Source organism: Streptococcus oralis (genome assembly GCF_023109315.1).
Lineage (GTDB): Bacteria > Bacillota > Bacilli > Lactobacillales > Streptococcaceae > Streptococcus > Streptococcus oralis_BS.
In genome coordinates this window covers 34,485-47,300 of record NZ_JALDUF010000008.1, presented here as the reverse complement: position 1 = coordinate 47,300, position 12,816 = coordinate 34,485, and the positions used below count along the sequence as shown (strand labels likewise).

The following is a 12,816-nucleotide window of genomic DNA, read 5'->3' as shown; positions in this document are numbered from 1 at the left end:
GGATTTCAGTATTCTGTTTTTACACTTTAGAAATTGCGTCCTGACTTGTTGTAGCCATATTTTTCTACAAAATACTCACGGAATTCCAAGAGATTGTCATCCATGATGGCTTGACGCACTTGCTTCATCAGATTGAGTAAGAAGTAGAGATTGTGGTAGCTAGTCAAGCGGATACCAAAGGTTTCATCAGCCTTGAGCAGGTGACGAAGATAAGCGCGTGTGTAGTTCTTACATGTGTAGCAATCACACTCAGGATCCAGTGGCGTAAAGTCTTCAGCGAATTGGGCATTTTTGACAACCAAACGACCTTGACTGGTCATACAAGTTCCGTTACGAGCGATACGAGTCGGCAAGACACAGTCAAACATATCCACACCACGAATCACCCCATCTATCAAGCTATCTGGCGCTCCGACACCCATCAAATAGCGAGGTTTGTTTTCAGGTAGCAGTTGAGTTGTGAAGTCCAAGACTGCATTCATTTCCTCATGCGTTTCTCCTACTGCCAAACCACCGATAGAGTAACCTGGAAAGTCCATGCTGACAAGGTCGTGAGCCGACTGACGACGAAGGTCTTCAAATCCCGCTCCCTGTACAATCCCAAACAAACCTTGATCATGTGGGCGACGATGAGCCTTCAAACCACGCTCAGCCCAACGACTGGTACGCTCGATGGATTTCTTAACATAATCATAGGGTTGGTAAAACTGAGGACATTCGTCAAAGGACATCATGATATCTGAGCCTAGATTATTCTGAATAGAGATGGCTTTTTCTGGCGATAGGAACATCTTGGAACCATTGAGATGGTTTTTAAAGGTTACGCCTTCTTCTGTGATATTTCGGCTATCTGCTAGGGAATAAACCTGGAAACCACCACTATCTGTCAAAATCGGCTGGTCCCAATTCATGAACTTGTGGAGACCACCTGCGCGTGCGATGAGTTCATCTCCAGGACGAAGCCAGAGATGATAAGTATTAGACAGGATAATCCCTGATCCCATCTCCTTCAATTCCTCTGGCGACTGGGTTTTTACAGTAGCTTGGGTCCCAACCGGCATAAACATAGGCGTTGGAAAGGTACCGTGCGGGGTGATGATTTCTCCCAGACGAGCTCCCGTGTGTTTTTCTTTCTTAATCAAACGGTATTTGATTGGTGAATCTGACATTTTCTACCTCCGAAGCTGGGAAAGACAGTCCCAGTTCATACTTTGTGCCCAAAGGCATACTGTATGATTTTATCAAAAAAACCAGGAACTGTCACGAACTATGGTATAAGTGACAAATGTTTACTAATGCTTTCTGTTGCTTATCAATAGTTTAGTTTTTGCTTATTTTTATTTAAAATCATTTCCGTTATTTTTCGTCATTTTTTTAAATCGTATTCATCTTCGTATTCATTTTCATACTCACCTTTGCCCGTATAGTTGAGAAGGCTGCAATTTAGTTCTAATAGTTTACATTGGAGGGTGTCCCCTCCAACTCCCCGACCTCTGGACAAGGTCTATTTTTTTTTGAAAAAATTTAAAAAAACTTCATCAAAACGCTTGACTTTCTCGGTGTACCGTGATATAATATAATCAAGATAAGGAAAGGAGGTGAGGAAAATGAACAAAGAAGATTGGCTTAGGTTACTTGAAAAGGCGATAGATAATATCCCTGAAACGGTAACTGCTATAGCAAGTCTGGTGACTGCAATAACAGTCGCAAGGCAAAACAAAAAGCGTAAACCCGAATCCCGCAAAAGAAAAAGGTAAACGCTAAGAGGTGGGGGCGAAAGCCCCTCACACCTCTATTTTATCAAATGAAAAGAGGAAAAGCAATGGTTAGTGCAATAGCTATTTTTATAATTGTGATCAATGTATATATCTATCTAAAAAATAAAAAGGACAAATAATATGAGAAAAGTTATTCAAGAATTACTTAACAGTTCTATTTCTACATCTGCTATTTCACAAGGTGCTGGTGTGCCATGGACTACCGTTTCTGACCTCAGAAAAGGAAAAACGAGCATGGACAAAATGGCACTTCTAACGGCAGAAAAACTTTATAAATTTGCTACAGCTGATAAGCAGTGATTTCGGTCACTGCTTTTATTATTGCAAACAAAAAAACCGCAAGCCTGAGCCTGCGGTTGGTGTAATCTAATTTGAAAGTCCTTTCTGTTTTTATTTTTCTTCTTTCGGTTTATCAACTACTGTGATAAGACCATCTGGTTCGGTTTTGAATTCAGGATCCGTGTGTAGTTCACCGTTCGCCTTCAAATAGTACCAGCCATCGCCTGACTTAATGAACTGTTTAGATAACATGTACCCGTCTTTTTCTTCCATAAAGTACCAGGTTTCTCGATATTTAACCCATCCAGTGGCCATGCGACCGTCTGATTTGAAGAAATACCATCGATGGTTGAGGAACATCCATCCTGTGACCATTGCGCCACGTTTATCAAGGTAGAACCAATCCTTCCCATCGTTGAACCAACGATTGATTAAGCAATAACCACGATCATCAAAGTAGAACCATTCGTTGTTGATTTGCTTCCATGAGTTCGTAGGATAAGAACCATCTGACTCTTCCCACCACCATCCTGTGCCGTTGCGTTTCCAGCCAGCTTCAGATAGGCCACCTTCGATATCCTTTTTAAACTGCTCACGGCTGATGCCCCACTTGTCCAAATAAGGATAAGGGTCAACGTGGTCGCTCATATTTCGTGGCTGGTTGTATGTGCAATACTGATGTGTCTTGATTCCTGCAAGGCTATCAGAGTCAAGAGTTTTAGGAATTCCTGCTTCATCAGCAAGGCTGCGCAAAAGCTCAACATAGAGCTTGTAATCGCGCATGAATTCTTCTTTGGTTGCATGGCTCTCAATCAATTCTACTTGTCCGTAGCCTTCAACGTTCCAGCCACCACCAACATCCCATGCTCCACGATCAGTGTACCAGGTTTGCATCACACGGCCGTTACCAACGACGTGTGAGAAGAAACCAGAATCAGCTGGTCTACGCATGTGATAATCTGCTTCATTTTGAGCAGTGGATCGTGAATTTCCAGTCGAGTGAGCATGAATTTGACGGTAAGGTTGCTCTCCAACTTGTGGCAAATCAGTTCTTAGTCTACTTGTATCAATATCCATTATTGTTCTCCTTCGTTTTTGTCGTTTTTGTCGCCAGATAAGCGCTCAAATGCCTTAATGATAGGTTGGAAGATGGTCACGTTACCTTTTAACTTACGGTAATTTTCGATGAGTGACTGGAATGTGAAAAGCAAATATCCCAGGTAAATCGAGTATAGAAATGCAAACCCTGTCTTCTCAGGTAGCAAGACAGACATCGGAATCAATACCATCAACAAGAGGACACCTAGAATCTTTCGAATCAGACCGTTAATACCAATCTTACTCTTGTATTCAATTTCTGGATTTGCAATCGCTGCGAACGTTCCTGATGCAAAATCTACGATTTCTAGAATCACAATTAAGCCTAGCGCATACAATACCAAACCATCTTCTGTTTGAATCAGGTTTCTAAAAAAGTTAAACAATTCGATTTTCATATATTTCTACTATTCCTTCCCTTCAAATTTCCAAGCGACACCCGTTCCGTTTTGCTCCAGGGAGCCATTTGTCACAAATGCGCTGACAGGCTCGCCGTTGTAGGTAAACTCCTTATTAAGCTGGACCAAGATGCGTTTTCCTTCGCCATTGACCTCTACGTGCTCAGGGTCTTCAATCGTGATTAGATCGTGTGGCAAGTAGTTCTTTCCGACCTCGGCCAAAGGAATCAACTCAATCAACTCCTTGTAAGTTGTTCCGTATTCGATGTTCTTGCTCATGACAGAGTTCAACACAAGAACATGAATGACCTTCTGGTTCACCTTTGCATTTTCTTCAGTCTGCTTGATGACTTGAGCAAGTCTGTCCTGCTCGGTCTTGTTTTGCGCAATCTGTTGCTCAGCTTGTTCAAGTTTATTCTGCGCTTGCACAATCGCAGAGCTTGGGTCCAATTCAGACTTGAGAACATCCAGTACCGCTTGAATCAAGACGTCTTCTGCTTCATTTGTACGATCCCCAGGAAATGAACGTGAATTAGTGCTGTAGCGACTACCTTCTGATAATTGAATTTCTACAACGGTCTCAACGTTTGAGCCAGAAATTCTTAAGTACGGTTTTGTTGATAGGTTATATCCATTAATTGCCATATCTATTCTCCTTCTGCTGGTTTAGTTTGTTCATCAAGCAGAGCTTCCAGCTCATCCACTCGTGCTTGCAGTCTTTGATTTTCAGCCAATTGTTCTTCCAGCTGAATGCTCAAGAGATTATTTGCAACCATTGTACCGTTTGATGTATCGGATAAGTCGTTGATTGTCATCCGAAGTGCGCGGTTAAGCTGTTCTGTATTCATTTTCTAAGTTCTCCAATCTGTGTGTAAGTTTTTGATTTTCAAGAGCAAGCTCCTGAATTGCTTTAAGTGCGATGTTGGTCAATCTGAGATTATCCAGGTTCAGCGTGTCGCCGTTCTCGTAGACGAGTGTAGGGTCTACCTCTTGAACCTCTTGAGCGATCAATCCAATCTTCGTATGTGCTTGTTGTGGTCTATCCTCTTGCTTCTTCCAATCGTATTCCTTGAAATGGAATTGCTGGATATAATCAAGAGCTTTGTGCTTACATTCAACAATATTTTCCTTCAGACGTCTATCTGAGAAGTGTTGATTGACAACTGACCACAGGCTATATGCTGTACTATTGTAACTATAGTAGATGTCATTCCCTGAACCACCAAAGCTCAAAGATACATTGTCAGAGTTCCATAGTCCAATAGTACCCGTTGTTTTACCGTTAACACTTCCTTTCCCTGTCTTGAGCCAACCAATTCCCTTCGCTTTAATGTAGCCTTCGACCGTCAATAGAAAATCATCGCTATCACTTGCAGTGTTTCCAGTAGTAAAATCCGAGTCTTTGTAAATAAAGAGCCCGTAAGGGACATTTTCTCCACGGCCATAGGATCCAATGAACTGGACACCCAACCCATCTTTGGCATTATAGTCTCGTGGTACGTTAATCTGTAAACCACCATTCACTGTATCAAACGAACCGTAAGAACCTAGTTGGATTTTAGTGTGGCCTGTTAATGTTCCACCGTAAATATTTGTACCTCGGATAGTCCCACCATAAATCCTATCACCGCTTAAAATACCTGAGCGAACCTGACTTGCATCAATCGCAACGCTCTGAACTCGGTTGATAAATGCTTGCTTAGCAAATAGCTGATTCAAATAAGCTTCATTTGCGACAAGCTTATTGAAAAATGCCTGGTCAACTTTCAATTTTTCAGCCGTGACTGCTTCTGCATCTAAAACGACTGTAGTCACTGAACCAGCTTCAAAATTTGCCGTTTTCAGCTTATCAACCATAGCCGACTTGATGACTGCCTTGTCAATCAGAGTCTCGCCAGTTATGTGGGTCAATTTCCCGTCAAGTCGATTATGACCATTTGCCCCAAGATTGAGACCTGAAACCAAAGCACCAGCACTAGTCAGATTTTGAACTGCCCACGACCCAGCAAGCTGAGTTTGAACAGACCGAATAGCCTCGTCTGTGTCTTCAGGAGCTTCTGAAAATGGAGTTGACACTGTTCCAATTTCAACTTTTGGAAATGCAATCCAAACGGTTGCGTTTGAAAAAACATGTAAGATTAACTCGCTTGTAGCATTTGTATTTTCATTTCTTATGAACTCAACATCGTAAAATTGCCAATCAGTAGTCAATGAGACACTTTTAACAGCACCTCTATATCCTGCTCTAGCTTGAAAATTCGTATTATTGACAGTAGATTTTGCCCAAAAGCTAAATCTTGCTGATTTATTTTTCAGTTCATCAACTCGGCCAGTGCGTGAATTACCACCAAGTGAGAAAGTGATTTTTTGATTATCAGTTTTGCCATTGAAGGTTGACACAATCTTCAATGTGTTCACTCCTCTAAATTGATTGTCAGAATCAATACTTACAGCTAACTGTCCTTTGGTCTGCGAAGCATCATCAAACAGCTTGTACGTTGAATATTTATCTCTTAAATCACGTTTGAATAGCGAATTTAAGAAAAGATTTCGTCCGCTTGCTGACGATTTTGCCACCTCAACCTGAAATAACTGACTAGTCATAGCCATGCGAGCAACATTGTCTGCGATACTATTGTTAGTATTCCCCAGAATACGCTCATAAAGCTGACTAGTCTCTCTGACTCTCTGGAAGTCTGTCTGATTAGCCTTGCCAGAAATCATTGAGGTGATGTCTGCGAATCGTCCGTCTACTGCTGTTTTGTATTTGGCAATCTGAGTGGCAATCGAGCCATTTTGTGGGTTGGTAATAGCTTCAAGCCTACGCTCAATGCCTCTTACATCCTCCTGATAAGCCGATTTACCAACGTAGTCCCTTGTGACTAGCTCACGGATAGAAGTCGCTTGCTTAGCGCTCTCTTCTCGAGTGTATCTTCTCAATGCTTCTTGTCGCTGACCATCTTGTCCGACATAGTTCTCAACCGTCGCCAATTTAGCAGATAGTCCGTCAGCCGTTTTCTGAAATTCAGACTTGGCAACGACAAGGTCTGTCTTGCCATCTTCAGGAGCAGGACCTGCATCTATACGAGTCGAACTTCTGGTCAATTCAACCTTGCGAAAGGCTACATGGCCAATCTCGCTATAGCCCAGAATAATTCGCCAGAAGTCAAAATTATCAGGCTTGGTCAATGCTGGGATAGTGACTTGATAAGTCTGCCAGCTAGACGTGAGAGTGAAATTACCACTCATAATTTCAGGATTGCCAGGTGCTGTTCGATTAGCTCTTAATGATACCCAGACGTTTGGAGAACCAGAGTAGCATATTGCTTGGAATGAGAGTGTGTAGGTTTCGCCAATTTCTAAATCGAGAAGAGCTGTCGAATTCTTGCCTGAAGCTCGACTCCCTTCTTTCGAATGGATTTGCATCTGCTTCCAAGTGTTAGTCGTGCCTTTGACGTTGTATTCGCCGTTGATGATTTTCCAGTCAACAGGACTACTATCTCCTTGAGAGTATATCCAGAGACCTCGTGAAAAGTCGTAGTCTTCAGCATAGTTCCGCCCCCCGACCTTCATCTTAGCGAAGGTCTGAGTAAGTCCATCAATGCCTTGCTTGACCTCTGATTTCGTCGCAAAGCCGTCCATCTGACCAGTCATACGACTAAGGGCCTCTTTGGTCGTTCTGCGATACTCAGACGCTTGGTTGACCTCGCTTGTGACTGTTCGCTTCAGAACGTCCAAATCACCAGAAAGAGCCGTCTGTGCGCTCGTAGCCTGCGACTTAAATGCTTCAAGTCTAGCAATCGAATCCAACCCAATCCGCTTCGCTTCCTGAGCGAGTAAGCTACTAGCCCCTGCATTTCGCAAGGCTTCTTCAGCCCTGCGCTTGGCTTCTTGTAATGGGCCGTTGTTAAAACTGCTAAAGCGCTGGTCAATAGTGTCAGACAGTTCTCTCTTGACTTCTTCAGCTCTTGCTCTTGCAAGTTCAATACCGTCAGAAATTTCCTGTCTAAGCAATCCAGCCTTATGATCAAAGTCTAAGTCAGCATTTTGAAGAGCCTTTTCAAGGGCTATTTCTTGTGCAAAATCTGTCACACCAAGGATGGCATTCGCTACGCTAGATAAGCCACCAGAAGCTCTAGAGCCACCAACTCCTGCCTTGTCATCGAAAGTAAGAGAGATGTACTCTTCTTTAAGAGCATCGAACTCATAAGCAATAGCTTTCTTGAGTACATCGACAGTGTGCTTCCAGCTCTTAAGGTTGACTGTATCACCCATATGAACCACTTGGCCATGAAGTTCATAAGCTTCAATCTTGATAGCGTCAGAGACCTTGTCAATGCCCTCATTTGAGAACTTAGCCTGTGCCCACTTATGCAACTCTTCAACAGATTTTGCATTGTTGTTCTCATACTCTTTTTCATTGATGTAAGGATAAGAGTTAATAAGAGGACTATCTACAGTCACTCTGATAGTCGTTTCTTTTTCAGCGCCTTCAGGCTTAAACGTCGATTTAGCATGGATTCTTGTGACAACATTCTGACTGTTTTTGGTTCGTTGGTAATCCTTCAGATTCTTATGCGTTGTAATAACAACACCACGATTCTCACCGCGACTCTTCTTCACTGTCAGAGCGAAATTATCACGAACCAGCTCGCCTTCCCATGTACCAACAATGCTGTGCTTACCGTCCAGCAATACAGAGTACAGAGTTTCTGTTTCAGTCGTGTTGAAGGTCCTACGATCCTGGATATCACTGTTAAATGAGAAGCCCCCAAGAGCCGTTTTGGTGTTTTGAACCATGCGAGAAAGAGCCATGCCACAGCCCTGACTAGTCACACTCATTGGCGTGATAGATCGTTGCATCACATCATCTGAAATGTGATAGGCTGTGATTTCCAGATGGTCATTGTTCTCAACAGGTTTCTTGATGCGAAATAGCTGCGCCCCTAAAACAGGAGTCGGAGCCTTTATCAGCATATCTTCTTGGATGAGCTGATAGATACCTGAGTCGGAAATAGGATATTTCACAGTTAAGGTGAAATCGCCATTCATGGTTTCTTTCACAATCGCCGAAGTCGCTTCATGAAGTGGCTCCCCGTTCCATCGAACGGTTCTTACATCTTTATTAAGTAGATAAAGCAATTATGCCCACCCCCAAACCGTTTCGATTTCAATCGATTGAATACCTGGGCCCAAAACAACCCCAACATTCCTAAGTTTCGCTGGATCAACTGTGATAAAATCCCCTGACCATTTCACTGGCTTCCCTGTTGTTGTTTTAAAGCTAGGATTGTCAGGATTGTTGACCATCACAAGCGATTCTGAGAGCTTTTCAAGCCTAATAACCTGACCAGCGATTGTAAACGAAGTCTCAGAAGCGCTCTGGCCAACGATTGTGATTTTAGGAAAAGCAAGAGCAGAACCTTGCACGGTTAAAGTCCCACTTCTGGTCAATCTCTGTGTATCGGTGCCTTTAAAGTATTTTGTGGGGTGGCAAGTGAATTTTACATCCAACGTCCATGCACCAAAATCATCTTTGATAATTTTGAAATCATCCACTTTATAGCACCAAAATTTCACACTTGGCTCTTGTTCATTCTCCAACCAAAATTTTTCACGATTTAGCAGAGAAGAAAAGCGGTATAACTCTTCATCTGTTGGGTTAATTAAGCTGATATGATAGCTTTTTTCAATCACCCCACGATGCCTATTTGATTGAACAATTGCACCACTTATCCCATCATGTTCTAGAAGACTAGTTTTTGAGGAGGATACGATGATTTGTGGTCGTGTTTCAACCAGAATCTCACATTTAAATGATGATGTTTTCACTCCATCAATGGTTAACTCATTGATTTTTGTCATGCGAAACCTCCTCTCAAATTAGTTTTTCTTTGTAGTTCTTCAGCAATACGTGTTCCAACTGCATCAGCTAGTCTATTCAAATCCGCTTCTTCTCGGATGGTCACCCCTGAGAAGTTTACATTGATGCTATTCGATGTATTCATCGTATTAGCAATACTTTGTCCAATCGCACCAAGTGTTGACTTATTGAGTGGAAGGATTGCTTCCGCACCAGCTTCTCCACCAACCATTGCTCTATTTCCATTCATTCCAAATAAAGTTGGCTTGGTCATGATACCACCCTTCGCATACCACTCAATACCGATGCTTGGAACGCCCTGACTTAACCAGTCTAATGGATTGGCTGAACCACTTACATAAAAGTGAGGTAATGGAATGTGTGGCCAACTGATGTTAAAATTAAATAGATTCTTAATAGCTTGAATAGCGTTAGATACTGCATTTTTAGCACCATCAATAGCATTTGAAATAGTTGATTGGATAGAGTTCCAAATACTGCTAGCAGTGGATAAAATACCATTAAAAATTCCTGAAATCGTGCTACCCAAATTATTAAACAAATTTGACCCGGTTGAGACCAGGCCAGACCATAAATTGGAAAGGGTAGAAGTAAAACTTGACCACAGAGACTGAGCCCCTGAAATCAAACTTGAGAAAATATTGGACAAGGCGCTAGTAAAGCTAGACCACAAAGACTGTCCAGTTGAGACTACTGAAGACCAAATTTCAGAAAGCCAAGCAGTGAAATTTGACCACACTGTAGTAGCAGTCGTGACAATATTAGTCCACAATTCAGAAAGCCAAGCGGCGCAAGCATCCCACGTCGACTGAAGCCATTCGGATATAGCCCCCCAGTTCATGATGGCCTGAATGATGAGTGTAATAACGGCAATAGCAGCAACTATTGCCGCTACGACAATTCCAACAGGCGCACCTATTGCCCCTATAGCAATGACTAGCGGTGCTATTGCACCAAGCAGTAGCATTACAGCAGTTGTAACGAGACCAAGAATCACGATAGTCTGCTGATCAGTTTCATTTAAGCTGGTAAACCAATTGACCGCAGATTCAAGCATCCCCATCAAAGGTTCTAAAGCTGGTATAACAGTCTCAAGTAATTTACCACCTATCTCAGCAAGCCCTTCTTTCGCTTTATTGGAATAGGTTGTTAGTTTATCAATCGGATCTATCGTCTCATCAAATGTTGTTGAGACAGTCCCTGATGAGGATTTAGCTGCTTCAGCTAAATCACTAAAACTAAAGGCTCCACGTTGTATAGCATCTACCATACGTGGTGCAGCCTTGCTCCCAAAAACTTCCGAAGCAATACTCAAAGCTTTTGTTTCACTAGTTGAATTCTGTATTGCATTGACAGTCTCGTTCAATCCATCCGTCAAGGACTTCCCGTCTTTGGCATAGTTTACTGCGGCTTTTGAAAGAGAAGATAAAGCAGCAGAAGAGTCAATCCCGCTTTTTTCAAATCTACCAATTAATGTTGCTCCCTCTTCAAAAGATAATCCCAGCATCTTAATCTGTGGAGCTCCATCTATGGCTTTTTGGAAAATTGAATCATAAGATTGACCTGTGTCCTGACCGACTTTGGCAACTGAGTCCAATACTCTTGCTAAATCCTCATTGGATAGTCCGTAGGCATCGATTGCTTTCTTGGCATTTATTGCAGAATTTGAAATATCTTCTCCAGTTATTTTTGAATACTTCAATAAATACTCTGCTGCAACTTTCAAAGTATCACCAGTAAGCCCAAATTGTGTATTGAGCTCACCAACTGCATCAGCAGATTCTTGAAATGTAGTCGCTGGTAACGATGTGGCAATTCCTTTTGCAATTTCCTGTAGTCCTAACAAGGCCTCCCCAGTCAGTCCAGTTTTCGTTGTAACAGTATCCATTGCTTCGTCAATCTCAGACCATGCATCTACTGTTTTTTTCCCAGCATCAACCATTTTTTGACCTAGTTGTCCTGCCTTTTCAGCAACGTTCATCATTACATCAGCTTTTAGGTATCCTGTAGCTTCCTTAATGTTTCCTGTTGCTGAGCGGCTCGAATCCCCTAGATTCCCCATTGCTTTATCTATCTTTAAAACTTCAACTTCTGCTTGCCCAATTTCATTTTGAAGTTGTCGCCATTCTTCTGTGCCGATTTTTTCCTTTCCTAATTCCGCTTGTTTCCGTTTTAACTCCTGGACCTTGTCCTTGGCTAATGAAGATTGTTTACTTAATAACTTCATTTTTTGTTCGGACAACTCTACATTTTTAGGATCTAATTCTAGCTTCTGGTTGACGATGTCAAGTTCCTTTGCGACATTGTTGATTTCTTTATTGAGATTTAAAATAGACTTTGGATTTCCGACATCCTCTATTCTTTTCTTTGTTGATTCCATAGCTCTATCAACAACTTTCATTTGAGATTCTACTTTGGCAATCTCAATCTGTAGTTTGTTCCACTGTGCTGAACCAACTTCTGATTCTCCAAGGGCTTTTTGTTGTTTTTTGAGCTCAAGTATTTTGAGAGCACCAACACGGGCTTGTTCTTGTAAGTTTGTTAATTTTCTAGTTAATAGCTCGACGTTGTCTGGATCCATTTTCAATTGTTTATTGATATTTGTGAAATCCTTTTTCAAACTTGCAAGAGCACTGTTGATTCCTTTTACAGATTTTTCAAATTCAACTGTATTAGCTCCAAATTTTACATACAGCCCTTCAAATGTCTCTGCCATTGATTACCTCCTTTCATTTTTAGTCAGACATTACATTTAGTAATTCTGCATTTGATAATGTTTTCTTCTCATTTTCATTTACACTCATTTGATGTAATGTCCCCATCAAATAATTAAAATGTTGACTTTCTGCCCAAAAAACATCCATCCGATTTTCAAAAACAACCTTATAAATTTTTTCAGAAGTTATGACTTCTGTTGAGGCTTTTTTCTATCTTGAGGTACTTTCGCTCGGCTACGATTAAATTCATAGAACAAGTCAGAGAAGAAGGTGATGTCTAGCAAATCGCCAAACCACGGAGCAAGCGAAGCTGTTTCTGCAGTCATGTCATTCTGGACTAATCGTCCGTTTTCGACTTCTCCGTATAGGCAAGGAATCACATCTGTCAAGAAATTCATAAAATCAGGGTCCATTAACAGCGGTAATAGCTGAATCTTCTCATCATCAGAAAGGTCTGATAATTCAGTTTTGATTCCAGTTTTAGAAGCAAGTTGCGTATACACGCTAATTGCTTTTTGATTGTCGTCAAAAAAGTTTCTTCCAGTCCGTTGTTCATACATTTTGATAGCAGGCAGAGAATAAAGAAAGCGCACCGTTTCGGTACGCTCTACTTCTTCCCCGTAGCTATCAAAGGTAATAAATGATAGCTCTTTTTTAATCAT

The 12,816-nt window shown here is 41.7% G+C and carries 11 protein-coding genes; 2 read left to right on the top strand and 9 right to left on the bottom strand.

Annotation, left to right across the window (positions count from 1 at the left end):
• Positions 1 to 26 precede the first annotated feature (26 nt).
• On the bottom strand, positions 27 to 1,169 hold the full coding sequence (gene tgt, locus M1F74_RS09075; RefSeq protein WP_001285237.1) for a tRNA guanosine(34) transglycosylase Tgt: 1,143 nt from the start codon (positions 1,167 to 1,169) through the stop codon (positions 27 to 29).
• A gap of 438 nt (positions 1,170 to 1,607) precedes the next feature.
• On the opposite strand from tgt, the gene M1F74_RS09070 reads away from it, so the two are divergent.
• Together M1F74_RS09070 and M1F74_RS09065 are read left to right on the top strand one after the other, a co-directional pair.
• Positions 1,608 to 1,757, top strand: coding sequence for a hypothetical protein (locus M1F74_RS09070; protein ID WP_173390505.1), 150 nt, complete (start codon positions 1,608 to 1,610; stop codon positions 1,755 to 1,757).
• A gap of 141 nt (positions 1,758 to 1,898) precedes the next feature.
• Positions 1,899 to 2,078 (top strand): hypothetical protein, encoded by a 180-nt coding sequence (locus M1F74_RS09065; RefSeq protein WP_070480000.1) that lies wholly within the window; start codon positions 1,899 to 1,901, stop codon positions 2,076 to 2,078.
• Positions 2,079 to 2,168: 90 nt separating this feature from the next.
• Here M1F74_RS09065 and M1F74_RS09060 read toward each other — a convergent pair whose 3' ends face one another.
• The 8 genes from M1F74_RS09060 to M1F74_RS09025 form a co-directional block, all read right to left on the bottom strand.
• Complete coding sequence (locus M1F74_RS09060; RefSeq protein ID WP_247946914.1) at positions 2,169 to 3,134, bottom strand: N-acetylmuramoyl-L-alanine amidase family protein; 966 nt, start codon at positions 3,132 to 3,134, stop codon at positions 2,169 to 2,171.
• Complete coding sequence (locus M1F74_RS09055) at positions 3,134 to 3,553, bottom strand: phage holin family protein (protein WP_045763079.1); 420 nt, start codon at positions 3,551 to 3,553, stop codon at positions 3,134 to 3,136. The genes M1F74_RS09060 and M1F74_RS09055 overlap by 1 nt, the downstream gene beginning before the upstream one ends.
• A gap of 9 nt (positions 3,554 to 3,562) precedes the next feature.
• Entirely contained in the window at positions 3,563 to 4,198 is a 636-nt protein-coding gene (locus M1F74_RS09050) for a hypothetical protein (RefSeq protein ID WP_247946913.1), read from the bottom strand.
• Positions 4,199 to 4,200: 2 nt separating this feature from the next.
• Positions 4,201 to 4,401 carry a hypothetical protein gene (locus M1F74_RS09045; protein ID WP_247946912.1) on the bottom strand — a complete coding sequence of 67 codons (201 nt, stop codon included), beginning with the start codon at positions 4,399 to 4,401 and terminating at the stop codon, positions 4,201 to 4,203.
• Positions 4,382 to 8,695 (bottom strand): phage tail spike protein, encoded by a 4,314-nt coding sequence (locus M1F74_RS09040; RefSeq protein WP_247946911.1) that lies wholly within the window; start codon positions 8,693 to 8,695, stop codon positions 4,382 to 4,384. Before M1F74_RS09040 ends, M1F74_RS09045 begins: the two co-directional genes overlap by 20 nt.
• On the bottom strand, positions 8,696 to 9,418 hold the full coding sequence (locus M1F74_RS09035) for a phage tail protein (RefSeq protein ID WP_247946910.1): 723 nt from the start codon (positions 9,416 to 9,418) through the stop codon (positions 8,696 to 8,698).
• The gene (locus tag M1F74_RS09030) at positions 9,415 to 12,153 is read right to left on the bottom strand and encodes a phage tail tape measure protein (protein WP_247946909.1); all 2,739 of its coding nucleotides are present in this window, start codon (positions 12,151 to 12,153) and stop codon (positions 9,415 to 9,417) included. Before M1F74_RS09030 ends, M1F74_RS09035 begins: the two co-directional genes overlap by 4 nt.
• A 186-nt stretch (positions 12,154 to 12,339) precedes the next feature.
• The gene (locus tag M1F74_RS09025; protein ID WP_247946908.1) at positions 12,340 to 12,816 is read right to left on the bottom strand and encodes a hypothetical protein; all 477 of its coding nucleotides are present in this window, start codon (positions 12,814 to 12,816) and stop codon (positions 12,340 to 12,342) included.